Raw genomic sequence first — 26,485 nt, forward strand, 5'->3', positions numbered from 1 at the left:
GAAAGAATCAAGCATTTAAGTAACTCTTTATTCCATAGTTATACACAAAAAAAACAGGTTAAGTTAAAGTTCATTTTGAGACTTTCACATAATTCACATTATCATATTTCATATAATGCTCTACACTAGATCCATGATGTAAGACAGTTACGGTTTTATAGTTTTCAGAAAGGGAATGAATCAATATCTCAGCAGGAACTTTGTTATCTAAAATATCAAACCCCTCAAGATCAAGTTTAATACCTTCTTTTATATTAGGATGCAATTTAATTATTTTCTTATCGAATTTTTTTTCACCTGCAGATTTTAAGAAACAACTATCGAAATGCCAATCACTAATATAAACAAAAGATGAATTCCCGCTACCTAATGCGTCAGGGTTAAATCCATAAACATCATTTAAATAAAAAATATTATCCTGACAGTAGCTTTTAATACTCTTTTCTAGTTTTAATATTTTAAAATTTTCTTTTTTTATTTTTATATTTTTTTCATAAACCAGAGGTTCAAAAACATAAACACCATCGCAAAACCAACTTCCACCGAAAACAGTACTGATACCTAAAATGTCAAAAAGCTTAGTTTTAATACTAGATTTATAGATATCGTTTCTATATGTTCCAATTCCTTCTTCATAAACATATAATTTCCTAGTTCTAGAAAATAGCTTAAAGTAGGTAAGGTAAATAGCGAGTCTTGTGCCTATATCTCCATCGATATAAGTCTTACTGGGCTGTAATTGTGCACCTTTATAGAAAGACATAAATCTATTTTTTACAAATAGGACTTTCCCCCAACAACCTTTCGATTTAATTTTATTGAATACATTTTCAGCATCATGAAACATATCAATAATAATCAAGCAACTTTCATTCATTCGCGTATCAGCAATAATACTTGCTACATTTATTTGTAGAGGTTTAGATGCGATATAAAGTTCCATCTATTTTATTACCTTAACTTTAGAATTAAATGTATAAAAATACATAACAATTAATTGAAGAAGTGACGATATGAATAATGTATAAACCAATAAATCCATCGATATTTTAGAAAACAAGTAAGAAATAATTACATGCACACCTGCTGCGATCACACTTATTGTTGAGATTAATTTATTTTTGGCTTTATAGAACAAGACATTAACCATAATAAAGTAAGGTATCATTAGGGCATAGCCTAACACCAATATACTAGTCCACTTATTTAGATTCATATATTCGTTACCAAAGAAAAAATAGAAGATTTGATCAGGGATCAAATAAACCAAAAAAGGAAAAATAGGTATAATTAAAAAAGATTTTAGAACTAGTTTTTCTATCACTTTGATATTTAAAGAAGAGCTTTTCATTTCTGAGTAAAAATGTGGGACAATAGCTCGATTTAAAGCCAGTAATAAAAGATAGAATATACTTGCTATTTGCATGGCTAGAAAATATTCTGCTAATGCTGTTTTAGAGAAGCTCTCATTAATAAAAAATCTCTCAACATGCCCCTTTAACATCCCAGAAAAAGAATGTAACAAAAGCGGAAGGCCAAAAGAAAATAAATATAATGCATGTTTCATATTTATTTTCTTTCTTATTTTATGCTTATAGGTTTTTAGATTAAAAACAAGCCAAAATGATGGTAAAAACCAAGATAAAGCACTCGCATAAATTCGTGTCTCTGATGTCGCTTCCGAAAATTCAAAAAATAAAATAATACTAATAAGAAGAACAAAGCCACTGATTAGTTGAGCCGCCAAATACTTATCCACTTGTCTAGAAGCCTGAGCTACAGATAAGTTAAGCATATAAATCACATAACAGAATGAGACTAAGCAAGCCATGGCCATATAATAGTAGGAAAAAAGGTATGATATTAAAATGAATATTAAACACAATACCGCACTAATGAAAGAAGCTACGTTCTTAAGTCTCTCAATAGCCCTAAAACCATAGCGGTGATAATAGCGAGCTATAGCACCATCCATTGATAACAAGAGACATATTGATGAAAATGCAATAATAGACTGATAAATAGAATATTCAGCTAATTCATTAACACCCATTTTTTTTGCCATATATGGCAATAATAAAACAGGGATGCCTTTACTTATTATTTCTCCTATTATGTATAAGTAGGATTCTTTTAAAATTATTTTTGACAATTTTTTTCTCAGTAAAATATAAAGTTTATTCTACTTTTTGTTCTTTATATATGTAGGATACTAATACACAGAGAACAGAAAAAAAGAAGCCTATTATAAACCCCATAATACATAAAACAGCTCTTTTGGGTGAAAATTTAATTTCATCTGCTATAGCGGGATCTATCGTTTTAAATATATATTCATCCCGAACCTCTGCAAGCATTTGATTCTGTACTTGGGTTTCGATCATATCAAACATGATCTTTCGCATATCTACATTTTTAGTTTCTTCTATCTTCTGTTGTAAAAAAGCGACACTTTTATTTGCCTCTTCGATGTCTACTTTACGTAATTCATCATTTATAGATATAATTATCTTATCTAAAATTTCTTTAGCTATATATGGAGAAAAATGATTTACTGAAATATAGACAAAACTAGTGTCTTTATCTTCAGAAATATTCAGGTTTTCCTTCATAAAGAATCTATAAGCCTCTATATCACTGGGAACTTGTGTTTTAGGGAAAGAAACTTCGCGTACCCACTTTTGACTTTTTACTTCATAAATTTCAGGGTCATAAACCAATTCATTATTTTTAGGTTCCCAGTCCTTGGCAGCCAAAATGATCGGTTTCAGTTTATTATCATTAATAAACCTTTTAATAAAAGATCTACTTTTTAATGTTTCTAATGCAACTTCACGTTTACTTCCGCTTTGACTCTGTAAATTAATGCCAGCAATAGACGCTAACCCCCCAAACTTTGAAGATAAACCACTTAGAGATGAATCTTCATTCTCGACGATACTTACTAAAGCTTCCGATCTATATATATTTGGTAATGACAAAGAGAATAAAACAGTCCCTATAGAAAACAAAATGGTGATGCTAATAATAAAAATTTTTGCTCGCCATAAAATAGCTACTAACGTTCTAAAATCTATTTGAATACCTTCTTGATTATTCATCTTAAACCTTTAAATACTACTAATCGCTGCTACGGCTACACCAAGCTGATAAACAATCTGCGTTGCGGTGCTCCACAAGGTTAAGTTGTCCATGTAATCAGCATTCATTGGTACAACGATAGTGTCGCCCGCTTCTAAGAGCTGTGAATCATTAACTGCAAACCAGCTGCCGCTATTTGGAATTTTTACTGAACCATTTGCTTTAATGATATAGATTCGATCATCAGCGGCACGCTCTTTTAAACCACCACTGAGGCTGATGTAATCTTCAACGTCAATACCGGGTTTAAACAAGTGAGAAGTCGCGTAGTTTACTTCTCCAATAACGCTTATTGAGTCACGTTTGCTTGGGACATAAAGCGTATCGCCATTTTGTAAAACAAGTTTTTGTTTGTTATCAGCAATCAGGGGAAGGTCAATAACTAAACGTCCTACAGCTTCAACATTTGCCAAATCAATAAGTAACTTGTTCATTTCTTCATAAGAAAGGGTGTTACTACTTACGGATTTTTCAAAGCTTTTTGTGGCAATGTCTCGACGTAAGTCTTCTGATAGTTTTGCTAACTGTTGTTGTTCTTGTTTTCGGATTGACTCACGAGTAAAGATAGCAGCATCGGGTTCTGCAAAGTCAGAAAACCCCCCAGCTCTTTCAAGCAGGTTAGTAAGGGTTTCTCCACGTCGAATGGTGTATACACCAGGAAACTTCACTTCACCTTTTAGCTCAACTTTTACGTTTTCTTGCCAATTAGGAATAGAGAAAATATTAATACTATCTTTACTACGCAATATTTTATTTTCAGCTTTTTCACCTAGCATAGCTGCATGTAGGTCAAACTTGATGTGTTCAACTTTTGACGCATCACCCGCAACAATCCGAGTGATTTCAGCTTGTTCTGTATAAGCTGACTCAAGTAAGCCACCGGCTGCTGCAATAAGTTCATTTACTTCGCTGCCAACCGTTAACGGGTAAACGCCTGGGTACGTAACATGACCATTAATTTCAACAAGTTGCATTGCTGTTGTAACAGAGGCTTGCTGTTTAAGCTTTGCTATAATTGGTTTTAATAAGTTATAGCGACTAAAGACTGCGTAATCTTCAGGTTCTAACTCCTGCTCTTCTTCTTTTGCTTTACGCTTCGATATTTCTGCGATGGTGAGTACTTTTTCTTCCTCAAGCTTGAAAGGGTCTTCTTCTTTTAAAACACCAATATAGCGTTCAAACTCTTTATTTTGATATTCGTGCCATTGCTTCACTTTAAATTGCTGTTGCTGTTGCTCTTCGCTTAACGCCATATTTGCAAGTGCAATTTCTTCAGCTTCTCTTTCTTGATAACGGCTAAAAACAAACAGTTTATCGTTTGCTTTTAACTCTAAATCATGACCTTGAGCTTTCACGATAGCTTGGGCAATATCAAATTGGAAAACCTCAATATCACCGGCAACGTTTATTTCACGTACCAGTAAGCCATAACCAAGATCGGCCTGTGGCAGTAAGTCGCCACGCACTGAAGTGAAAATATCTGAAATGCGTTTACCTTGATGCCATTGGTAATGACCAGGACGCGCAACAGCACCAATTAAGCTAACACTATTCTGGTACTGTAAACTGATAGGATTAAACCGAATACGGTCGCCATCACGCGGAATATAGCTAATTTGATCTGTGCTGAAGTCAACAGATAATACTTCTTTCATGTTGTGATTGTTAAAGCGCTCAACCAACGCTTTTTTAGCATATGCTTGTGGCTTTAAACCGCCAGCCATTTTTAAAAGCTGCTCTGCCGTTTCGCCTTTTTTTAACTCAAAAATTGCTGGGCGTTTTACAAGTCCCTCAACAGCAACTTGCGAACCAACAGGCGGGATAAAAACAACATCACCTGGCTTTAATATAATATCGTTACTGCTATCACCCTTAATAAGCAGATCGTACAAGTCAAAATTTGCAACAACTTTACCGGCACGTTTAACTTGTATGTTTCGTAATGAGGCTATTTCTGACACCCCGCCGCTCACAAACAAAGCATGCGATACTGTAGTCAGTGATGACACACTGTAACTACCCGGTTTATAAGCTTCACCTAACACTAAAATACGAATACTACGTAGTTTACCGACCGATACAAACGCTTTAATGCCAATAACTTCCTGTTCAACTTTGGCTTTAATGAGCTCTTTTACTTCTGCAAATGTAAGCCCTGCAACTTGGACTGGGCTAAGATTTGGGATACTTATACGGCCTTCACGATCAACCATCACATCGTAGCTTTCACTTTCTTTACCATAAAAGTTAATAGTAAGCTCATCACCACGGCCAATTAGATAAGTATCTGGGACTGCGGCATTTTCGCTGGGCATAAATGTGGTTGGCTCACCAGCAAATAGGTCATAACCAAAAGGTTTTACTTCATCGACTTTCGGCGCAAAACGTTCATCGTCTGTAAGTTCTTCTTGTTCTTTTTCAAAGCGAGGTTGAATTGTTGACTCTTGTTCAACAGATTCTTTATTAGAGGTTTTGCCTGTTATGGTGGATAAATCGACACCATATTGTTTAGCAAGCGCTTCTTGCTGAGCTTTAGGAAGCTTTTTAAATTGCTCAATTTGAGCTGCTGTAGGGGTAAATGCCAATACTGATGCAGAAGTTAATAGCAAAAAAGTAATAAAGAGTCTTTTAAATAACATCACAAGTAGGGATTTCCATAGTTCTACAGTCAAAAAGATTGTCTATTCTACCTGAAATGACAAAAAATAAAAAAGGGACTTTCGTCCCTTTCTGTCATAAAAACATCAATATTCCGGTTTATTTAGTTAAAAACTGTAAACCAACGTTAATGACGTTTCAGTATCTGTATTTTCTTTGTCGTCAGCGACATCAGAGTTGTGAGTAATGTTGTACGCCACTTTCATTTGCAGTGAACCATTAATTTTGGCAAGAATGGCTGATTCAGAACGTGTTTTGGTGTTGGTATCACCGTATTCCACAGAAACGAGCTGAGTGAAACGCGCACTGTCTGAAATTTGCCAATTGTAGTCAAGTTTACCTAACGCAATTACTTCACCTTCGCGTTCACCCGCAAGTGAGTTACCGTTTTCGTCAACTTCTGTGCTTGTGTCTGGGTATTGGAAGTATTTATAACCTGGACCCACTTCTGCATTTAACCACATATCAGAACGGTCGATTAATCGTAAACCATAACCCGCTGAAACTACAGTCTCATTACGGTAAGCACCAAAGTAATCAGATACGTGCGAACCGTAAATGAATAAGTGTGAGTGCTTTTCGTTTAGCTTGTAGTTACCCTGTGCAGAAAAAGAGTACTTTTCGTTAGTACGCTGTGTTTCTTTAACACCGGCATCATTTTCGATCTCGTCTTCTTTATAAAGACCATCAAGCTTATATTCGTTATTCCAGCTCTCAAGGTTATGTAATACCTTTATGCCACCTTTTAGAGTGGTTGTTTCTGTATTACCGCTGGTTATGATGGCACCTAACTCACTCGTAACGTCCCACGTTTTCGTTTCATCGGCTGCGAATGCGCTAGTTGCAGCAGATGCTGCAACTAGAATTGATAAAGCTTTTAATTTCATTAAAAAATAACCTTTACTACTTTTAATTAGACAATTTAGTCTTCTTTGTGCAAATGAACGTCCATTTGCGGGAATGGAATTGTGATGTTTGCATCATCAAGTGCAATCTTAATGTTTTCCATTAAGTCGAAATATGTTGGCCAGTAGTCAGCAGAGTTAACCCATGGACGAACCACAAAGTTTACGCTTGAATCGGCAAGTTCAGATACAGCTACTGTGTATGCAGGATCTTTTAATAAACGCGTTTCTTTGTCTAGTACTGACTTAAGCACTGCTTTTGCTTCTTTAAGATCAGCGTCGTAACCAACACCAATTACTAAGTCGATACGACGTGTAGACTCACGTGAATAGTTAACAATTGCATCGCCCATGATTTTTGAGTTAGGCATTACAATTACTTTATTGTCTGGTGTGCGCATTTCTGTAGAGAAAATTTCAATTTTCTTAACCGTACCCGCTTTACCGCCAGCTTCAACATAGTCACCTGATTTGAACGGACGAAGTAAAATAATTAATACGCCAGAAGCAAAGTTAGATAATGAACCCTGAAGTGCTAAACCAACAGCTAAGCCCGCAGCACCTAAGATAGCAATGAATGATGTTGTCTCGATACCTAGTTGAGATAGAGCCATTAAGATTGTTGCAGCAAAAACGATTGCATAAACAATGCTCGCTACAAATGAACCTACCGCTTTATCTACTTTTTTCTTATCAAATGCTTTTTCAGTTAACCCTTCGCAGAATTTAGCGATGCGGCTACCAATAAAGAAGATAATTAGCGCCAGAACAGCCTGAACGGCGTAATGTATTATTAAATCTGAATTCTCATTGATCCAGTTCATTATTGTATCCATGTTCTCTCCTGAAGTTCATTTTTAGCGTAACGCTGTTGAAATTATATATGATCTTTGGTTAAAAAATCATTAAATAACATGCAGATTAATCAATGAGTGATTGCTTAATTGCAAAAGAGAGAGTCTAGCCCCCGAAACTGAACGCCAGCTGACCAGTATTAAGTTTCTGAAATTTCTTACTCTTTCAACTTTTTTATCTTTTTTTATATTTAGGGGTTCACAAGCCCACGTTAATTATGTAATATGCGCGCCACACCAAACATGGTGTATCTCAGTGGCGGCTGTAGCTCAGTTGGTAGAGCCCCGGATTGTGATTCCGGTTGTCGTGGGTTCAAGCCCCATCAGTCGCCCCACTCCCCCCCTTTTGTATTTCTTTTGTTGTTCCTTTATAGATTTATTCTTAGCCTAGTTACCCTAGCATTATTTTATTTCAATTTTTAGCATTTGTTTTTAACTCTCTGTTTTTATTCAGCGCATCTTATACATTTCACCTTGCTTATTTTTTAACCTCAAAGCTATTTAAAAAGTTGCTGCGCAAACGCGCCATGCAAGCATAACGCATACGGTTTAATGTAGGCGTGAAATTTATTTCGCGCGAAGAGGTTATAAGCAACGAGGTACGAGATGCGAATTGCGAGTTACGAGCAGCGAGGTGCGAGCTAGTACAGCTAAACCGAGATGGTTGTTTAATGTTGCTGAACAGGTGTGCTTTTTCGGCGTTAAAACGCCTCCTACGTGTGTCGTGTGCATCTTTTGTAGGAAGGGCTATAGCCGCGAAAGGGTTTTAAGCAACGAGGTACGCGAAGCGAGGTGCGAGCTAAATCGAGATAGTTGTTTAATGTTGCTGTACAGGTTTGCTTTTTCGGCGTTAAAACGCCTCCCACGTGTGTCGTGTGCATATTTTGTAGGAGGGGCTTTAGCCGCGAAAGGGTTATAAGTAACGAGCATCGAAAAGCGAGATACGAGCTAGCACAGCTAAACCGAGATGGTTGTTTAATGTTGCTGAACAGGTTTGCTTTTCAGCGTTAAAAAGCCTCCTACGTGTGTCGTGTGCATTTTTTGTAGGAAGGGCTTTAGCCGTGAAAGGGTTTTAAGCTACGAAGTACGAGAAGCGAGATGCGAGCTAAATCGAGGTGGGTGTTTAATGTTGCTGAACAGGTTTGCTTTTTCGGCGTTAAAAAGCCCCCCACGAGTGTCGTATGTATCTTTTGTAGGAGGGGCTTTAGCCGCGAAAGGGTTATAAGCTACGAGGTACGAGATGCGGGGTGCGAACTAAATCGAGGTGGGTGTTTAATGTCGCTGAATAGGTTTGCTTTTCGGCGTTAAAACGCCTCCTACGTGTGTCGTGTGCATCTTTTGTAGGAAGGGCTTTAGCCGTGAATTTTTAAAGGTAAGTTGCTGCGCAAACGCGCGATGCAAGCATAACGCCAACGGTTTAAATAAGACAAAAAAATGCCACCTTTCGGTGGCATTACACACGGGATTATTTCTATTTACTAGAAATGCTTTACATCAAGTGCAAGGCCGACGATTTACTCGTCTTTACCTCACGCTTTTTAATTACTTCCAACTTTTCATTTTATGCCCTTTCACAGCATAGAAAAGTATGAATAAATAACAAGGCAACATCACAATATAAGCCATTTGTTGCGCCTCGGCACTTTTAACGCCGCCACTTGCCAAGCCCCAAAATAACGGACCAAATGCACCGCCGGCAATACCCATAACAAGCAAGCCCGACCCCACACTGGTAAGCTTACCTAAGCCCGAAAGCGCTAGCGGCCAAACTGCTGGCCAAACAATTGCATTGGCAAAGCCTAGCACAGCAATCAGCAATAAGGTATCAGGAAGTACCGATTTTAGGCCAAGCAATGTAGAAATAACAACCGACTCATTACTGCCAGTTACTATCGCAAGCGTTAACACACAGCCTAACAGCGCTGAAATAGTCAGTGCTGCCTGCTGAGACAACACTCGTGGAATCAATAATATACCTAAAAAGTAACCAAGTACCATACAACCCATGGTGTACGATGTCATCACACTGTATTGCTCGACACCCAATGACAGAGCAAAGCTACCAATGGTGTCACCAGCAATTACCTCGACAGCCACATACACAAACAACGCTACAATCCCTAACGCAAGGCTCGGATGCGCCAATGCTTTTTTAACTTGCCCAGGCTGCTGTTCATCAGCATCATCAATTAGTTCAGGTAACGGCATTTTGGTCACTGCGAAGCCAAGTATACCAATAAAAAGTGCCATCCCTAAATACGGTAATATTAAGCCATTGGCCATGGCATCGATGTCAGCTTGGCTGAGCTCTTTACCAACAAACCCTTTAAAATCACTCAATATGAGTGCGGTAAACACAATCGGGGCTACAACCCCTGCACCTTTATTTAAAATACCCATAACACTTACGCGGGCTGCGGCTGATTCCTCGGGACCAATTCTTACCACATACGGGTTCACCGCTGTTTGTAGTAATGTTTGACCCGCGCCCATAACGAGTTGCGCAAATAAAAACAGTGCAAACACTTGTGTTTTTGCAGCAGGAATAAATAACAACCCTGCAACCATCATGGTTGCCATGCCAAGGGCCATACCATTTTTGTAACCCACCTTACGAATAATCATCGCTGATGGAATCGCAGTGAATGTTACCGCGATATAAAACGAGAAAATAATCAACGACGCCTGAAACGGCGAAAGCTGCAAAACTTGCTGCAGAAAAGGCATTAAAGAGCCATTTAACCAAGTAGCAAAGCCTAAGATAAAAAACAGCGTGGCAACGATAGCCATAGGTATTAGGCTGCTTTGTTTATTCGTTTCTGACATGGTAATTCCCATTCATAGCATTGACTCAATTTATCAACGCTATTTGTTCAAGATGATTATAAATACGTTTGATGAAATATTTATAACACTAACGCAACAAAAATGACAGCGCTGCCATTAAACTGACATCAAATTGTAGTCATAATACGATGCCTTTAGTTAAAAGCAAGATAATAAAAAAGGGCCAAAGGCCCTTTTAGTTTGCTTGTAATCTATTAATTTACATAGGTTATTCGGCTTGTTTGCTGCGAATTTAAACGGCTACGCAAGGCTACATTTGCATCATTTTCAACACTGATCGGATCAGCATAAAGCTGCCAATTTTTTCCATTATCTAGACTGTATTCAATGCTTAAATAGTTAAACGCTGTGTTGGCTTTTAACGTCCCATTTTCAATAACAGCTCCGGGCACAGGTAAATGCAAATTGATACCATCTTGCGCCAGCTTTTCGAGCTCTTTTAAACCCACAGCGCTTGAGAATTCAGCCCAGTCTTTCGCTTGCTTTTTGGTATCGACATTTTCGCCTTCCCACTCTGCTTTGTGCCACGCACGTTCTGCAACTGACAAAATACGCGGAAAAATCATCGCTAACACCTGATCTTCTGTGCGGATAGTTTCAGACCACACCTGACCTTGCATACCCAGAATATTTTCAGGTTTCTCAAGCTTAGGTAACGGGCGACCAACCAAGGCTTCTAAATTAACAATTGGCTCGCGAGTACGGGTATAGTCTGCGTTCGCGTATACATCGTCTGGCATGTAGTTAAAGGTTTTTTTAGTATCGGTGTAACGGGTTGCCCAATAATAACCACGCTCTTCTGGGCTGGCTTCATAGGGATGATCGAAATATAAGTGCGTGCCATGTGATAACACCACTTGGTAGCCCGCATTTGCTAACCGATATGCTCTGTCTGCAACGCCCCACTCCCAAATATTATCCCATGTATTAACCGTAAAGGTTTTATTTGGGAATTCATCACGTTTAAATGAATTCTCACGGTCATACATAATGCCGTCTTCCCAAATTCCTGGGGAAATACCGCGCTTTTCTAATAGTGTCGCGACGCGTTGCGTGAAGTATGGTTTAAGATCAGCGGGGCCCGACACGCCATTACTCGGCTCGGCAAATAACGCCTGACAAACAGGTGAGCCAATCCATGAACCAGCCCCCACTTCATCACCACCAATGTGTAGGTTTTTCAGCTGTACGCCCGCTTCGCGGTACATTTGTTGTAATTCATACGTTACTTTATCTAAAAATGCATAGGTTGAATCCATACAGACATTCATCGAATTATCTTTGTAATTTTGTACCGTCATATACACTGAGGTATCTTTCGGATCGGTCAGTAGATACTGTGTTGCAGGACCCATATCCACTTGTTGTATTTCTTGCTTGGCCGAGCCAGTTTTTATATTGTTTTTAGCTGCTTTTTCGGCTTGTTCGAGCATATTATGATAACGTGCCTCCATCGCTTTTATTGAAGCACGCGCATGCCCGGGTCCCTCTACTTCAGGGATGATCTGAATATGGCGATCTTTTGCGTATTTTAACAGTTCAACAAATTCTTCGCGTTTTAAGTAACCATTACCCGAACCTGTTTTAAATGGTCCCGTACCTAGCTGCGTTAATAAACAGGTGCGCTCTTCTAAATCAAAACAACGGTATCCACCTACCTCGGTAAGCTCGGGTAGGCCAGGTATTTCGAGTCGCCAACCTTCATCTTCAGAAAAATGCCAATGTAGCTTATTCATTTTATAGCGCGCCATTTGCTCAACGAGCTTAAACATGGCTTCTTTACCGTGAAAGTTACGGCCATTATCGTAATGCATACCACGCCAGCCATAGCGAGGTGAGTCTTCTAATTCAAGCTGAGGTAAGCTTGCTGAGCCTTGGGTTGCTGCTGGCATCAAATTAAGCACACTTTGCATCGCATAAAACACACCAGCATTATCACTGCCGACGATGTTAATGACTTCATCATCAATTTCGAGGGTGTAGCTTTCAGCTTTACCGGCATTCAGTGCAGGGTCGACTTTAAGACGAATAAGTTTCTCTTTACCAAGGTTAATATGGTCAGGCTGCGCTTTAAGGCTAATACCATAGTCATCTTGTAAGTCTTGCATAAACACCATTACTTCGTGCTTGAGCTGACCTTGATAACTAATTTGCCAATCATTATTGATGGTTGTTGTACCCCGGTTAAAGTCAACTTTGCGTGGTTTTGGAATAATGCGTTTTAGTGCATCTTCTTTACTTACAGCAACGTTATCGGCATTGTTTCTTTCAAAGCGTACTTTAGGCGTTGCAAGCACAGATAAATCTTTCGGCTCGTTATAGCGGTATAATTGGTTATCGCGCGTAAACGGCATTACAAATTGTTTAAAGTCTTCGGTATCTGTGTTTGCAAATACCGCTGGCTTATTTTTTCCTGAAACAAAAAATGCACGCGGCATAAAATCGCTGTAAGCAACAACCCATACTTGTGCATCAAAAGGCAGTTCTAGGCTTTCACCCGCTGCTAACCCTTTAAAGCTGCTCGTTGGCACTATACGGTGTAAGTCACCATTAACATGTTCAATATTTAAGCCTGCGACATGTTCGGTCGAAATTTTACGAACAGAGTGAATATAAAGCTGCCAATCACTTTCACCCGCAGGCAAAGCCACGTCAGAGCGATTATTAAGCGTAATTTGACCTAAGAACCCCGCGTCTTTATTACGGAAATTATCTTCTACCGAAAATAGTAATTCAGTGTCTTTAGCAAAGTGATTAACCTGTGATTGCGTCAGTGTCGCATGTGCGACTACAGGTGATGCTACCAGTATCGCGGCGAGTATTGACCTCTTAAAATCCATTACTTTCTCCTCGTTTAAGCCCTGAGTTTACGGTATTTATTCCGTAATATTTGTCATTTTTGTTTATTATTCATACCTATCATATAAAAACTAAAATGACAGCGCTATCATTTTATTAAAAATAAGCGGGTAGCTTCATCGTAGGAGGCGTTTTAACGCTAATTTTATTAAATAGATGTTGCTGCGCAAACGCACCATGCAAGCATAACGCCTACGGTTTAATGTAGGCGTGAAATTTATTTCGCGCGAAGGGGTTATAAGCGACGAGATGCGAGATAAATAAGCTTCGAGATACGAGGTGCGAGCTAATACAGTTATACTGAGAAGGTTGTTTAATGCCAGTTAATAGGTTTGCTTTTCGCCGTTAAAACGCCTCCTACGTGTGTCGTGTGTATCTTTTGTAGGAGTGGCTTTAGCCGTGAAAGGGTTATAAGCAACGAGCATCGAAAAGCGAGATACGAGCTAATACAGTTATACTGAGAAGGTTGTTTAATGCCAGTTAATAGGTTTGCTTTTCGGCGTTAAAACGCCTCCTACTTGTGTCGTGTGCATTTTTTGTAGGAGGGGCTTTAGCCGCGAATTTTAAAAGAGGTGATGCTGCGCAAACGCGCCATGCAAGCATAACGCCTACGGTTTAATGTAGGCGTGAAATTTATTTCGCGCGAAGAGGTTGTAAGTTACGAGGTGCGAGGTGCGAGCTAAATCGAGATGGCTGTTTAATGCCAGTTAATAGGTTTGCTTTTCGGCGTTAAAACGCCTCCTACGTGTGTGATGTATGTCACTTGTAGGAGTGGCTTTAGCCGTGAAAGGGTTATAAGCAACGAGCATCGAAAAGCGAGATACGAGCTAATACAGCTAAATCGAGATGGTTGTTTAATGCCGCTGAAAAGGTTTGCTTTTCGGCGTTAAAACGCCTCCTACGTGTATCGTGTGCATCTTTTGTAAGAGGGGCTTTAGCCGTGAAAGGGTTATAAGCTTCGAGAAGCGAGGTGCGAGCTAATACAGCTAAATCGAGAAGGTTGTTTAATACCACTGAACAGGTTTGCTTTTTCGGCGTTAAAACGCCTCCTACGTGTGTGATGTATGTCACTTGTAGGAGTGGCTTTAGCCGTGAATCTTATAAAGGTGTTGCTGCGCAAACGCGCCATGCAAGCATAACGCCTACGGTTTAATGTAGGCGTGAAATTTATTTCGCGCGAAGAGGTTGTAAGCAACGAGTGACGAAAAACGAGATACGAGCTAATACAGTTATACTGAGAAGGCTGTTTAATACCGCTGAATAGGTTTGCTTTTCGGCGTTAAAACGCCTCCTACGTGTATCGTGTGCATCTTTTGTATGAGTGGCTTTTTGTAGGAGTGGCTTTAGCCGTGAATGTTATAAAAGAGATGTTGCTGCCTAAATGCGCCATGCAAGCATAACGCCTACGGTTTGTTGTAGGCGTTAAATTTATTTCGCGCGAAGAGGTTAAAGCGGCTTTTAAATCTTCATACAAAGATACTTCTCTTCTAGATACTCATCTAAGCCTTGATGACCACCTTCACGACCCAGGCCCGACTGTTTCACACCACCAAATGGGGCAACTGGGTTTGAGATAAGCCCTTCGTTAATGCCTATCATGCCGTATTCAAGTGCTTCACTTACGCGATAAATTTGCTTGATGTTGTCACTGTAAAAATAAGCAGCTAAGCCATAAGGCACATCATTGGCAAGTTTCAGTACTTCTTGCTCGTTATCAAAGGCAATAATGCTGATTACAGGACCAAACACTTCATCATGGTAAATATCCATCTCTGGGGTGACATCAGTCAAAATGAGTGGCGCTTGAAAACTGCCCTCAAGCTCCTTATTATCGCCAATTAAAGAAGCCCCTTTGTTCACCGCATCTTCGACTAAGCTTTGTACCTTCTCTTTTGCTTTTGGGTAAATTAATGGGCCAATATCCACCCCTTCATCAAGGCCATTGCCTACTTTTAACTCTGCTACTTTGTCAGTGAGTTTTTCAAGCACGGTTTCAAGCACTGAGCGCTCTACAAAAATACGGTTTGCGGCGACACAGGTTTGCCCTGCGTTTCTAAACTTCGCGCCCATGAGCCCTGTAACGGCGTCATCTAAATTGGCATTTTCAAAAATAATAAAGGGAGCATTACCACCGAGCTCCATCGATGTGTTCTTAATTGTAGAAGCACACTGAGCGAGTAATTGCTTACCGACACCAGTTGAACCTGTGAAAGTAAATTTACGTACGCGCTCAGACTCTGTCATGATTTCGCCGACCATTTTTGCGTTTTCAGAGACCACCACATTTAAGGCACCTTTCACGAAACCGGCTTTATCAGCGAGATATGCAAGTGCAATTGCACACAACGGCGTATGCTCAGAAGGTTTAATAACAAAGCTACAGCCTGCCGCATATGCGGGGGCAACTTTACGCGTGATCATGGCAATCGGGAAATTCCACGGTGTAATACCTGCTACCACACCCACGGGCTGCTTTATTGTTGATAAACGATGCTGACTATCCGTCGCAGGAATACTATCGCCGTAACTGCGTTTGGCTTCTTCGCTAAACCATTTAATAAACCCGGCACCGTACTCCACTTCACCCAATGCTTCTTTTAAAGGTTTACCTTGCTCTTTGGTCATTAACTCAGCAAGTTGTTGTTTATGCTCAATGACTAAGTCGTACCAACGTCGCAACGTTTCACTGCGCTCAGTCGCCGTTGTTTGCTTTAGTTTGCTAAAGGCTTCGTCGGCACTTTTTATAGCCAGTTCAACCCCGGCTTTATCAATATTAGAGACATGGGTAATCGCCTCTGCGGTTGCGGGGTTATCGACACTAAAACGCTGGCTTGTAGAATAAAAGTCACCGTCGATAAATGAATCAGAAAAAACCAAATCAGACATAGAACCTCCAAGTTAAAGACACTAGAAATCAGAAATCTGACGACTATCATCTGAAATCTACTATCTGACAGCTAAAAAACAAAAAACCGCTGTAGAGACCAAGCAACTACAGCGGTTTTTAGGTATTCAAAGCCGTTAAGAATTAATGCTCTTCATTAACGATATTGAGATTATACTTTGGAATTTCAACCACAAGATCTTCATCTTTAATGATTGCTTGGCAACCAAGACGTGACTCTGGTTCAAGTCCCCATGCTTTATCTAACATGTCGTCTTCTAGCTCATCACTTTCGTCTAGAGAGTCAAACCCTTCACGAATAATTAAATGACATGTCGTACACGCGCATGATTTTTCACAGGCATGTGGGATGCTAATGCCATTTTTAAGCGCAACATCTAATACAGTTTCGCCTGCAGGTGCTTCAATTGCTGCGCCTTCTGGGCATAACTCTTCGTGTGGAAGAAAAATAATTTGTGGCATACCTTACCTCGTTAAACTTCGTCTACTGACTGCCCTTGCAGCGCTTTTTTAATTGATGCGTCCATTCTACGCGCAGCAAACTCGCTACTTGCATTATCTACAGCTTCAATCGCTGCTTTAATTTCTGCCGGTGTTGTGGCACTTTCGCGTACCGCAATAAGTTTAGCAATTTCTGCTTTTAACACACTTAATTCTTGTTCATCAAGCAATTGGCTATCGGTTGCGAGTGAAGCTTCAAGTGCTTCAACAACACGTAATGCTTCAACTTGCTGCTCTTTGAGCATTCGCGCTTCCATGTCGTCTTTGGCATTTGTCATCGACTCTTTCAGCATATTAGCAACTTGGTCATCCGATAAGCCAAATGAAGGTTTTACCTGTATTTCAGCTTGCACACCAGTTGATTTTTCCATTGCTGATACGCTCAATAGACCATCGGCATCAACTTTAAAAGTAACACGAATATGCGCTGCACCTGCCGCCATAGCCGGAATGCCCTTTAAGCTAAATTTAGCCAGCGATCGACAATCATCTACTAATTCACGCTCGCCTTGCAGAACGTGTAATGACATCGCCGTTTGACCATCTTTAAAGGTGGTGAACTCTTGTGCACGTGCCACCGGGATTGTGGTGTTACGTGGAATGATTTTCTCAACCAAACCGCCCATGGTTTCAAGACCAAGCGAAAGTGGTAATACATCGAGCAATAACATGTCTGAATCAGGCTTATTACCCGCTAACACATCTGCTTGCAAAGCAGCACCAAGGGCCACAACACGATCGGGGTCAATTGAGGTCAGTGGTTCTTTATCAAAAAATGCCGCAACTTGAGAGCGTACAATCGGCATGCGGGTAGACCCACCCACCATAACAACTTGCAGTACTTCTTGGTTTTCGATACCGGCATCTTTTACCGCACGTCGGCACGAGCGAAGCGTTTTCTTTACAAGTCCTAGCGCCAATTCATCAAAGGTTTCGCGCGTTACTTCAACTGTGTAGCTTTGGCCATCAAACTCTAAGCCAACGTTCACTGTTTGGTATTGGCTTAATGCTTCTTTACAGGCTTTTGCTTTATTGATGAATAAACGTAAAACCGATGCCGATAACTCGTTAACACCCGTTTGCTGCTTAAAGTAGTCAACCAGTAATGAGTCGAAATCATCACCACCTAGGCTCGAATCACCGCCTGTCGCCATGACTTCGAATACCCCTTGATGCAGGCGTAAAATAGAGATATCGAAAGTACCGCCACCCAAGTCATAAACGGCAATAATGCCTTCTTGACCTGAGTCTAGGCCGTAGGCAACTGCCGCCGCTGTTGGCTCGTTGAGTAAGCGTAAAACATTAATACCCGCAAGTTCAGCCGCGTCTTTAGTGCTTTGACGCTGTGCATCATCAAAGTACGCTGGCACAGTGATCACGGCGCCCATAATATCTTGGCCGGCAAAGCTTTCTTCAGCACGTTGTTTTAAGGTTTTTAATATTTCACTTGAAGCAGACACCGGGCTGATTGCGCCAGCAACAGTGCTAATGGCAAGTGAGCCATTATGTTCACAAAACTGATACGGTAATTGACCGTAACTTTGCTCAATTTCGGTTTGTGTTTTGCCTAAGAAGCGCTTCACTGAAATGAGTGTATTTGCTGGATCTTGTGTAGCCGCTGCAGCCGCTTGTTCACCCACTAATATGCTGTCTGCTTGGTACTGAACAACCGACGGCAGCATTGCATTACCTGCAAGGTCTGTTAGTGTGCGAGCTTCGCCACTTTGGACAGTCGCAACAAGTGAATTTGTTGTACCTAGGTCAATACCCACTGCCAATTTGTGCTCATGTGGTGCCGCGCTTTGCCCCGGCTCAGCAATTTGCAATAATGCCATAATGCTCTTTTAAACTCTTAAATAGCTGTTAAGTTACAACTAACGATTAATCATCAAATAAACTGTCTTCAATTCGCTCAAGTTCTTCGCGTAGCTTATAAACAAACTTTAACTTACGAATATTATCTGCCGCTGCCTGCCATTGCTGTTCATCATTGCTTGCTAGCTGATCAGCCAGTTCGCTGCTGTATTGCGTGTCTAACTGTTTAATTTGCGTTTCAAACTGGGCAATTGCTGCATCAGGATCTGCGGCATTTTCAAGCTCTTCGAGCTCTTCTCGAAGCTCCATTTGCTGCATTAAGAATAGCGGATCTTGTAATGTTTGTTGTTCAGCACGAATATCAACGCCCAACTCACTAAGCATGTATTCAGCACGCTTTACCGGGTGTTTTAATGTTTGTAATGCGTCATTGATTTCAGCCGCGTTTTGCACAGCAAGTAGTTTATCGCGGCTACTAGCACTGGCATGACGATCTGGATGAACTGCACGTTGCAGCTCGAGGTAGTGTTTATTAATAGTCGCTAAATCAATGTTATAGTCTACTGGAATCGCAAATAACTCAAAGTAACGCATTACATAATCCAACTCGGTAAACAGAAAAAGAACAAAGCCCTACACAGGTAGGGCTTCAAGCAAGGAAAACGTGCTAGCTTAAACGGTAAAGCTTTCGCCGCAACCACACTCATCGGCCTGATTCGGGTTATTAAACTTAAACCCTTCGTTCAAACCTTCTTTAGTGTAATCAAGTTCAGTGCCGTCTATGTACACTAAGCTTTTAGCATCAACGATTACTTTCACACCGCGACATTCAAAAACCTCGTCGCCATCTGCTAACTCATCAACAAATTCAAGAACATAAGCAAGACCTGAACAGCCCGTCGTTTTAATGCCTACGCGAAGGCCAATGCCTTTACCGCGATTTGCTAAAAATGATTCTACGCGGTTTGCTGCCGCATCTGTCAATGTCACTGCCATGAATTTATCTCTTACTTCGCTTGTTTGCTTTTGTAATCAGCAATCGCTGCTTGAATCGCGTCTTCTGCTAAAATTGAACAGTGAATTTTCACTGGTGGTAATTCAAGCTCTGCACTGATATCAGTGTTTTTGATTGTTGAAGCTTCGTCTAATGTTTTACCTTTCACCCACTCTGTTACAAGTGAAGAAGAGGCGATTGCGCTACCACAACCATATGTTTTAAATTTTGCATCTTCAATAACACCTTCTGGTGATACTTTAATTTGCAATTTCATTACGTCACCACACGCAGGTGCACCCACCATACCTGTTGCAACAGATGGATCATTTTTGTCTAAAGAACCCACGTTACGTGGATTTTCAACATGATCGATTACTTTATCACTATAAGCCATAATACTATCCTCACTACCTGCTAGCGGCGGCGATCACTGATTAGTGATGCGCCCACTCAACTGAATCTAAATCAATACCTTCTTGATGCATTTCCCATAAAGGAGACATCTCACGTAAACGGCCAATCGAGTTTTTGATTAGTTCGACGGTATAATCAATCTCTTCTTCAGTCGTAAAGCGGCCAATGCTGAAACGAATTGAGCTGTGTGCTAATTCGTCGTTACGGCCTAACGCACGTAGTACATAAGAAGGCTCTAAGCTTGCTGAGGTACAGGCTGAACCTGATGAAACAGCAATGTCTTTAACAGCCATTAATAACGACTCACCTTCAACAAAGTTGAAGCTGATGTTTACAATACCCGGAACTGACTGACTTGGTTCACCATTAAAGTAAACTTCGTCCATATCAGCCATAATGCCATCAACCAAACGCTTACGAAGTGCGCTGATATGTGCATGGTCTTTTTCGAAATCTTCTTTTGCGATTCTAAATGCCGCACCCATACCCACTAATTGGTGAGTAGCCAGTGTGCCTGAACGCATACCACGCTCATGACCACCACCGTGCATTTGTGCTTCTAAACGAGCACGTGGCTTACGACGAACATACAATGCGCCAACACCTTTCGGGCCATATACTTTGTGGCCAGAGAACGACATAAAATCAACTTTTAACTGTTGCACGTCGATAAGTACTTTACCTGCACTTTGTGCCGCATCAACGTGGAACATAATTTTGCGCTCACGGCACATTTCGCCGATTGTCGCGATATCTTGGATAACACCTAGCTCGTTGTTAACGTGCATGACACTAACAAGTACCGTGTCATCACGCATAGCGGCTTCAAGCTTTTTAAGGTCAAGTAAACCGTTTTCTTCAACGTCCATATAGGTTACTTCGAAACCTTGACGCTCTAATTCACGACATGTATCAAGCACTGCTTTGTGCTCTGTTTTAACCGTGATTACATGCTTGCCTTTCTTTTTATAGAACTGTGCAGCACCTTTAATGGCGAGGTTATTTGATTCTGTAGCACCTGAAGTGAAAACAATTTCACGTGGATCAGCGTTAATCAGATCAGCAATGTCTGTACGCGCTTGATCAACCGCTTCTTCTGCTTGCCAACCAAAACGGTGTGAGCGTGATGCAGGATTACCAAAATTACCGTCCATAGTCAGGCATTGCATCATTTCTTTTGCCACACGTTCATCAACAGGCGTGGTTGCTGCGTAATCTAAATAAATCGGTAACTTCATTTCTCTCTCCGCTTTCGTCAAGCTACAGTTGACAGCTTACTTGAATGTTTTCCAGTTGCTTAATTGCAGTGTTGATGCTGTTATCTTGGCGCGATGCGACTTCTTTCACATCTGATTTTTCTACCAATTCAGCAAGGGTAATACTATTTAAAAAATCTTCGATACGCGCGCTTAAATCTGACCACAATGTATGAGTCAAACAGCGCATGCCACTTTGGCAGCCACCCGTTGCACCATGGCAGCGAGTTGCATCAACAGACTCATCAACGGCATTGATAACATCGCCAACAGAAATCTCATTCGCGCCACGTCCTAATAAATATCCACCACCTGGGCCACGCACAGAAGTCACAAGGCCATTTTTACGTAAACGGGCGAATAATTGTTCGAGGTAAGACAACGAAATTTCTTGTCGCTCAGAAATATCGGCAAGGGGCACTGCACCCACATTTGTATGGAGTGCAACATCCAACATGGCGGTTACTGCGTATCTGCCTTTTGATGTTAACTTCATGGAGCCCCCGATGTTACTGCACGCTAAGGTGTGCAAATTTTAATTACCAGACCAAAATAGTCAAGTATTATCACGTGATAAAAATTGATACTTGCCATTGATAAAACCGAATACCCGACTAAATTGGTCAAGTACTATGTCTATTGTAATTACCTGAGTAATTTAGTCAAGTATTATGCTTATAACCTGTGATTATTTTATAGACTTATTAATTGAAGTCAGAATGCCGCGTAAGATATTCATTTCGGCTTCTTCTGGGCGCGCACGATTAAACAAACGACGTAATTTAGTCATCACCATACCTGGGTGCTGTTTGATGATAAACCCGGTGTCGTTTAATGTTTGCTCTAAATGCTCATAGAACAACTCAGTTTGTTTTGCGTTAGGGTAAGTAACGTCGTCTTGTTCTTGCTGTTTTGGCTGGGTGTTTAAATACGCCATACGTGTTTCATAGCACAGAGTTTGTACTGCCATAGCAAGGTTTAATGAGCTGTATTCTGGGTTCGCAGGAATGCACACATGATAGTTACACTGTTGTAACTCTTCATTGGTTAAACCGCTATTTTCACGACCAAACACGAGTGCAACCGGGCCACTCGCCGCTTCTGCCACTAATTTTTCACCACATTCACGTGGCTCAACCATCGGCCAAGACAAGGTGCGCGAACGAGCACTGGTGCCAATCGTTAAACTACAATCAGCAATCGCATCAGCAAGGGTATCAACAACCACGGCTTTGCCTAAAACATCGGTTGCACCTGCAGCAAGCGCACTGGCATGACTATCAATTTCACATGCAGGGTCAACAAGATAAAGGTTTGATAAGCCCATCGTTTTCATAGCACGTGCTGCTGAGCCAATATTACCAGAATGAGATGTGTTAACTAATACGATACGAATATCATCAAGTGTCATTGCGTTGTTACTTACTGAATGTCAAAAATTGCGCGAATTCTACCATGAAAGCTATTCTGGAGGCTATACAGATCACGCGATCAATCAGTATTGATCACAGATCATGGGCGGTGCTAGGGGTTTTTCTTTTACTAGTACATCCTTATTTTTAGTATCAGATTTATGTATGAAACGCCCCGTATAATTTTTAGCTTTTAAAAATAGTCAGATAGAAATTTAATTTAAAATCAGTTCAGTACAAAAAACAACCAAAAGTATTTCCGCTTTGTTGTTTACTTTGCAGTAAAAACCGCTAGAATACGCCGGCTTAAATATATTCGTTCTTTTACAACCCAAAGGTAATGCTATGCATCCAATGTTAAACATTGCGGTTCGCGCTGCGCGTAACGCAGGCAAAATTTTACTTCGCGCAAGTGAAGACTTATCAAAAGTTGATGTACAACAAAAAGGCACTAACGATTTAGTGACTAACATCGATAAAGAAGCTGAAGCCGCAATCCGTGACACTATTTTAAGATCTTACCCTGATCACTGTATCGTTGGTGAAGAACTAGGTGAGCACAAAGGCAAAGATGCAGATTACCAATGGATTGTTGACCCACTTGATGGCACAACAAACTTCATCAAGGGTATCCCTCATTACGCAGTATCAATTGCACTTAAAGTAAAAGGTCGTTTAGACCAAGCTGTTATCTATGATCCAATTCGTGGTGAATTATTCACAGCGTCTCGCGGTCAAGGCGCACAGCTTAACAGCAAGCGTTTACGTGTATCAAAAACTAACGAGTTAGCAGGTTCTATTCTTGCTACAGGTTTCCCGTTTAAACAAAAGCATCACTTAGACGCATACTCTGAGGCATTCAAAGCTTTATTTATTCACACGGCTGATATTCGTCGTGCAGGTTCTGCTGCTCTTGATATGGCGTATGTTGCAGCTGGCCGTGTTGATGGCTTTTTCGAAATTGGCCTTAAGCCTTGGGATACAGCCGCTGGTGAGCTTTTAGTTAAAGAAGCGGGCGGTATGGTTGTTGATTTCGCAGGCGGTATTAACTACAACCAAAGCGGCAACATTATCTGTGGCGCGCCTAAATTAACACAAGCAATCATTCGTGAAATTCGTCCAGTATTAACTGAGTCACTACTTCGCTAATGACCCATTAGTTCTAACGCGTGATTAGCATGACAAAAAGGAGCTACGGCTCCTTTTTTTGTGGCTGAAAATAGTCATTCTCCAACTTTATTTCTATGGCACTCTTTTCTGTAAACGGCAGACCGGCTAAGTCTTCAGCAAAGTAACTGTTGAACAGCTGATCAAACTCACCTGAGCTTTTCATCGCGTTTAAGCCTGTTAATAATACCTCGGCTAGCTCTGGCTTGTTATTGCTAACAAAAAAATAAAAAGCGCTCGGGTAGCTAATATAGACATTGGGCACAATCGCCAGTTGCTCACTATTTATTTGCTTAAGCTCTGAAGTCACCTCGATAAATGAACGCGGGAAGTAATCAACCCGGCCACTTATAACTAAGTTAAACATTGCTTGATAATTCGCCAGTGGCCGAACCGCTAAGCCATTTTGCGCCAATATTTTTGTATCAGGCCAGTCATGACCTTGTATAGCGGTAAACGCCATTAAGTCTTGTTTAGTTTTTACCTCTTTAAACCGCGGTAAAAATTCACGTTTTGTAAGCAGTGCGCGTTTACCGATAAACCCTTTAAATAAAGGGACTGGAACAGCAATCGCTAGATGCTCTCGCTCTGGGCTGGTCATACTCCAGTAGACATCGGCTTGGTTTTCGTCGAGCATGAGTAATGTGCGCTGTTGATGAGGGTGCACCAGTACTTCGTTTATAACGGTGGGATACTTTGCGGCACGAAACGATGCACCTAACAGCGCGTGTAAATAATGATCGCGCTGATACAAGGGACGTTGCTCTATGGCTAAGTTCACCACATTTTTGGCATCAATAGGCAGGCTGCATCCTAGGCTTAGCACAACAAGGATTGCACTACATAGTCGCTTCATTATTATTATTCTTAACGTGTTTTTTTTAACCTACACTGGCTTAGAGTGAGACACAAGTGAAATTGGCCGAACTCAAATTTTCTTCATAACCCTATTTGCAGGGTGTCATCGCTCGCGACACTTAGCCTCACCACTGCCGGGGCCGGACAACGACGCTTACAAACAAATAAGTGACTCGTTTTAAAGCGTTTGGCCTCTTTTTTCGCATCGGTTGCGAGTGCTGCAACTTGGTGGCTATTAATGCATTGCTCAAGGTCAGGTTTAACGAGACCAATCGACAGCGTTAGCAAAGGTACAAACTGTTTTTTACCTTCGCGGTTACTCGCCCAATACCCACCTTGCGAGATGTGTTCAGGGGTAAAAAAGGCGCGTGATTTCTCTTCAAATTCTGAAATGATCGCATGGCACCTATGCTCTGCATCGTCTTTATCGAATACCACCATAAAATCATCGCCACCAATGTGACCAACAAAGCCTTTGCTTTTGCTACAAACATCAACGATCACTTCGGCTAATAATTTGATCACACTGTCGCCACTGGCGTATCCATACAAATCATTAAATTGCTTAAAGTGATTTAAATCGACATACGCTAACGAAAACGCATAACTATTGCGCAGCCTTAATTCGATAGCTTCATTTATTGCCACATTACCGGGTAGCATGGTCAATGGATTTGCGTGTTGAGCGTGGCGTATTTTTTCTTCGGTGATGTGTTTGAGAATATTACGCAAAGGTGCCAATCCTAAGTAGTCGCCGTTGCGTGTTATGACGATATGGCGGCGAATATCGAATTCAAATTCGGTGATTTGTTGACTAACCGTATCAAGCAATTCGTTTTCATCAACCACTAGCGGTTGCTTATCCATTAGTGTGGTAACAGGCTGCTTATCATAAAGCGCGTGACCATAAGGAGCTGCAAACACCTCGGTAAGTTGATCTCTGTGTAATAAGCCTACGGGACTATTTTGCTCAAGGACAGCAAGACTGGTGAGTGTTTTATCTTGCTCAAAAATACTGTGCGCATCTTTACAACGGGTATTCGCCTCAATACTGGCATGCTCAACAGCAAGCCAACCGATAGCCATTGATTGTTCAAAGCTGCTGCTGTTGTCTGATGATTCAAGGTGTTTTAAGCAATGCAGATTAATTTGGTAACTGGGCTGTAAACTCGGTCTTTCTAATAAAAAGCCCTGTGCATGCTGCACTCCTAAACTTTCGAGTAAACGTAACTCTTCTACGCGCTCGATACCTTCGGCAATCACTTGGGTATTCGTGGCTTTAGCCAATACAATGATTGATTTTAGAAACTCTTTTTTCACCACACTTTGGTCACAGTGATCAATAAAGTAGCGGTCAATCTTTACAAACTCAGGGCATAACTCAGACCACTGCTTTAACCCCGAATAACCTGCCCCTAAATCATCAATGGCAATTGAAAAGCCTAATTGACGATAATGCGCGATGGTCTTTAACAGTAAACATCCGTCGTCTACTTTTTCTTGTTCAGTTACTTCAATGACAACGCGATTAGCCGCCAGCCCAAAATGTTCAACTAGGTGTAATGTTTCGCCTTTAGGATGACATGGGTCGAGCAGTGTTTTAGGGCTGACATTTAAGAACAACTTACCTTGCAGGTTGAGCTTAACAAAGTTTTCAATGGCTTTACTGCGACACAAAAGCTCAAGTTCTGAAATTTTATTGCAGGCAATTGCAGCAGAAAATAAAGCGCTGGGCATCTCAAGTTCAGAGCTTTTTGGCCCCCGACTTAAAGCCTCGTAACCCAAAATATGTTGATTAGAAACATCAAAGATGGGCTGAAACAGCGTTTTAATGTCACTGTTTTCTAATATTCGCTGTAGTTGTGCACTCACCTTTCACCTAGTTTCTGTCATACA

Annotated in this window: 20 protein-coding genes and 1 tRNA gene; 2 read left to right on the forward strand and 19 right to left on the reverse strand. The window is 40.9% G+C overall.

The features are described from left to right. Window positions 1-70 precede the first annotated feature (70 nt). From H3302_RS14410 to H3302_RS14435, 6 genes are all read right to left on the reverse strand, one after another. On the reverse strand, window positions 71-943 hold the full coding sequence (locus H3302_RS14410; protein ID WP_182395696.1) for a hypothetical protein: 873 nt from the start codon (window positions 941-943) through the stop codon (window positions 71-73). Further along, complete coding sequence (locus tag H3302_RS14415) at window positions 944-2,152, reverse strand: oligosaccharide flippase family protein (protein ID WP_182395698.1); 1,209 nt, start codon at window positions 2,150-2,152, stop codon at window positions 944-946. A 25-nt stretch (window positions 2,153-2,177) separates the two neighbouring features. Further along, entirely contained in the window at window positions 2,178-3,101 is a 924-nt protein-coding gene (locus H3302_RS14420) for a Wzz/FepE/Etk N-terminal domain-containing protein (RefSeq protein ID WP_182395701.1), read from the reverse strand. A gap of 9 nt (window positions 3,102-3,110) precedes the next feature. Further along, window positions 3,111-5,780, reverse strand: coding sequence for an SLBB domain-containing protein (locus tag H3302_RS14425; protein WP_182396422.1), 2,670 nt, complete (start codon window positions 5,778-5,780; stop codon window positions 3,111-3,113). Window positions 5,781-5,906: 126 nt separating this feature from the next. Beyond that, window positions 5,907-6,686, reverse strand: a complete 780-nt coding sequence (locus H3302_RS14430) for a YdiY family protein (RefSeq protein ID WP_036973284.1) — start codon at window positions 6,684-6,686, stop codon at window positions 5,907-5,909. A gap of 35 nt (window positions 6,687-6,721) precedes the next feature. Beyond that, on the reverse strand, window positions 6,722-7,540 hold the full coding sequence (locus H3302_RS14435) for a mechanosensitive ion channel family protein (protein WP_036973285.1): 819 nt from the start codon (window positions 7,538-7,540) through the stop codon (window positions 6,722-6,724). A gap of 277 nt (window positions 7,541-7,817) precedes the next feature. Between H3302_RS14435 and H3302_RS14440 the strand changes: the two genes are divergently transcribed. After that, window positions 7,818-7,893: transfer RNA gene (locus tag H3302_RS14440), tRNA-His, on the forward strand. A gap of 1,207 nt (window positions 7,894-9,100) precedes the next feature. On the opposite strand, the gene nagP is transcribed toward H3302_RS14440, so the two are convergent. The 11 genes from nagP to trmJ all read right to left on the reverse strand — a co-directional run bounded on the left by nagP (window position 9,101) and on the right by trmJ (window position 22,563). Next, window positions 9,101-10,384, reverse strand: a complete 1,284-nt coding sequence (gene nagP / locus H3302_RS14445; protein WP_409076797.1) for an N-acetylglucosamine MFS transporter NagP — start codon at window positions 10,382-10,384, stop codon at window positions 9,101-9,103. 215 nt (window positions 10,385-10,599) lie between these two features. After that, the gene (locus tag H3302_RS14450) at window positions 10,600-13,245 is read right to left on the reverse strand and encodes a family 20 glycosylhydrolase (RefSeq protein WP_182395704.1); all 2,646 of its coding nucleotides are present in this window, start codon (window positions 13,243-13,245) and stop codon (window positions 10,600-10,602) included. Window positions 13,246-14,722: 1,477 nt separating this feature from the next. Further along, the gene (locus tag H3302_RS14455; protein WP_036973287.1) at window positions 14,723-16,150 is read right to left on the reverse strand and encodes an NAD-dependent succinate-semialdehyde dehydrogenase; all 1,428 of its coding nucleotides are present in this window, start codon (window positions 16,148-16,150) and stop codon (window positions 14,723-14,725) included. 142 nt (window positions 16,151-16,292) lie between these two features. Beyond that, on the reverse strand, window positions 16,293-16,631 hold the full coding sequence (gene fdx / locus H3302_RS14460) for an ISC system 2Fe-2S type ferredoxin (RefSeq protein WP_036973288.1): 339 nt from the start codon (window positions 16,629-16,631) through the stop codon (window positions 16,293-16,295). Window positions 16,632-16,642: 11 nt separating this feature from the next. Continuing rightward, the gene (hscA, locus tag H3302_RS14465) at window positions 16,643-18,505 is read right to left on the reverse strand and encodes a Fe-S protein assembly chaperone HscA (RefSeq protein ID WP_182395706.1); all 1,863 of its coding nucleotides are present in this window, start codon (window positions 18,503-18,505) and stop codon (window positions 16,643-16,645) included. Between the two features lie 46 nt (window positions 18,506-18,551). Further along, on the reverse strand, window positions 18,552-19,079 hold the full coding sequence (hscB, locus tag H3302_RS14470; protein ID WP_182395708.1) for a co-chaperone HscB: 528 nt from the start codon (window positions 19,077-19,079) through the stop codon (window positions 18,552-18,554). Between the two features lie 78 nt (window positions 19,080-19,157). Beyond that, entirely contained in the window at window positions 19,158-19,481 is a 324-nt protein-coding gene (iscA, locus tag H3302_RS14475; protein ID WP_036973291.1) for an iron-sulfur cluster assembly protein IscA, read from the reverse strand. 11 nt (window positions 19,482-19,492) lie between these two features. Continuing rightward, window positions 19,493-19,876, reverse strand: coding sequence for a Fe-S cluster assembly scaffold IscU (gene iscU / locus H3302_RS14480; RefSeq protein ID WP_036973292.1), 384 nt, complete (start codon window positions 19,874-19,876; stop codon window positions 19,493-19,495). A 40-nt stretch (window positions 19,877-19,916) separates the two neighbouring features. Then, window positions 19,917-21,134, reverse strand: coding sequence for an IscS subfamily cysteine desulfurase (locus H3302_RS14485; protein ID WP_036973293.1), 1,218 nt, complete (start codon window positions 21,132-21,134; stop codon window positions 19,917-19,919). Window positions 21,135-21,156: 22 nt separating this feature from the next. Continuing rightward, window positions 21,157-21,648, reverse strand: a complete 492-nt coding sequence (gene iscR, locus H3302_RS14490; RefSeq protein WP_036973294.1) for a Fe-S cluster assembly transcriptional regulator IscR — start codon at window positions 21,646-21,648, stop codon at window positions 21,157-21,159. Between the two features lie 192 nt (window positions 21,649-21,840). Next, window positions 21,841-22,563, reverse strand: coding sequence for a tRNA (cytosine(32)/uridine(32)-2'-O)-methyltransferase TrmJ (gene trmJ, locus H3302_RS14495; protein WP_182395710.1), 723 nt, complete (start codon window positions 22,561-22,563; stop codon window positions 21,841-21,843). A gap of 346 nt (window positions 22,564-22,909) precedes the next feature. Here trmJ and suhB point away from each other — a divergent pair, with 346 nt between their 5' ends. Then, window positions 22,910-23,713: an inositol-1-monophosphatase gene (gene suhB, locus H3302_RS14500; RefSeq protein WP_036973296.1), complete on the forward strand. Its 804-nt coding sequence runs from the start codon at window positions 22,910-22,912 to the stop codon at window positions 23,711-23,713. A 43-nt stretch (window positions 23,714-23,756) separates the two neighbouring features. On the opposite strand, the gene H3302_RS14505 is transcribed toward suhB, so the two are convergent. Together H3302_RS14505 and H3302_RS14510 are read right to left on the reverse strand one after the other, a co-directional pair. Next, the gene (locus tag H3302_RS14505; protein WP_065979561.1) at window positions 23,757-24,587 is read right to left on the reverse strand and encodes an ABC transporter substrate-binding protein; all 831 of its coding nucleotides are present in this window, start codon (window positions 24,585-24,587) and stop codon (window positions 23,757-23,759) included. A gap of 83 nt (window positions 24,588-24,670) precedes the next feature. Then, window positions 24,671-26,461, reverse strand: coding sequence for a bifunctional diguanylate cyclase/phosphodiesterase (locus H3302_RS14510; protein ID WP_182395712.1), 1,791 nt, complete (start codon window positions 26,459-26,461; stop codon window positions 24,671-24,673). Between the last annotated feature and the right edge of the window lie 24 nt (window positions 26,462-26,485).

The sequence above is a fragment of the Pseudoalteromonas sp. MT33b genome (assembly GCF_014117385.1).
Taxonomy (GTDB): Bacteria; Pseudomonadota; Gammaproteobacteria; order Enterobacterales; family Alteromonadaceae; genus Pseudoalteromonas; species Pseudoalteromonas lipolytica.

Excerpts from the sequence above, each read along its gene's own strand:
- H3302_RS14410 (WP_182395696.1), bottom strand. The coding sequence starts at position 943 with ATGGAACTTTATATCGCATCTAAACCTCTACAAATAAATGTAGCAAGT.
- H3302_RS14420 (WP_182395701.1), bottom strand. The coding sequence starts at position 3,101 with ATGAATAATCAAGAAGGTATTCAAATAGATTTTAGAACGTTAGTAGCT.
- H3302_RS14425 (WP_182396422.1), bottom strand. The coding sequence starts at position 5,780 with ATGTTATTTAAAAGACTCTTTATTACTTTTTTGCTATTAACTTCTGCA.
- H3302_RS14430 (WP_036973284.1), bottom strand. The coding sequence starts at position 6,686 with ATGAAATTAAAAGCTTTATCAATTCTAGTTGCAGCATCTGCTGCAACT.
- H3302_RS14435 (WP_036973285.1), bottom strand. The coding sequence starts at position 7,540 with ATGGATACAATAATGAACTGGATCAATGAGAATTCAGATTTAATAATA.
- nagP (WP_409076797.1), bottom strand. The coding sequence starts at position 10,384 with ATGTCAGAAACGAATAAACAAAGCAGCCTAATACCTATGGCTATCGTT.
- H3302_RS14450 (WP_182395704.1), bottom strand. The coding sequence starts at position 13,245 with ATGGATTTTAAGAGGTCAATACTCGCCGCGATACTGGTAGCATCACCT.
- H3302_RS14455 (WP_036973287.1), bottom strand. The coding sequence starts at position 16,150 with ATGTCTGATTTGGTTTTTTCTGATTCATTTATCGACGGTGACTTTTAT.
- fdx (WP_036973288.1), bottom strand. The coding sequence starts at position 16,631 with ATGCCACAAATTATTTTTCTTCCACACGAAGAGTTATGCCCAGAAGGC.
- hscA (WP_182395706.1), bottom strand. The coding sequence starts at position 18,505 with ATGGCATTATTGCAAATTGCTGAGCCGGGGCAAAGCGCGGCACCACAT.
- hscB (WP_182395708.1), bottom strand. The coding sequence starts at position 19,079 with ATGCGTTACTTTGAGTTATTTGCGATTCCAGTAGACTATAACATTGAT.
- iscA (WP_036973291.1), bottom strand. The coding sequence starts at position 19,481 with ATGGCAGTGACATTGACAGATGCGGCAGCAAACCGCGTAGAATCATTT.
- iscU (WP_036973292.1), bottom strand. The coding sequence starts at position 19,876 with ATGGCTTATAGTGATAAAGTAATCGATCATGTTGAAAATCCACGTAAC.
- H3302_RS14485 (WP_036973293.1), bottom strand. The coding sequence starts at position 21,134 with ATGAAGTTACCGATTTATTTAGATTACGCAGCAACCACGCCTGTTGAT.
- iscR (WP_036973294.1), bottom strand. The coding sequence starts at position 21,648 with ATGAAGTTAACATCAAAAGGCAGATACGCAGTAACCGCCATGTTGGAT.
- trmJ (WP_182395710.1), bottom strand. The coding sequence starts at position 22,563 with ATGACACTTGATGATATTCGTATCGTATTAGTTAACACATCTCATTCT.
- suhB (WP_036973296.1), top strand. The coding sequence starts at position 22,910 with ATGCATCCAATGTTAAACATTGCGGTTCGCGCTGCGCGTAACGCAGGC.
- H3302_RS14505 (WP_065979561.1), bottom strand. The coding sequence starts at position 24,587 with ATGAAGCGACTATGTAGTGCAATCCTTGTTGTGCTAAGCCTAGGATGC.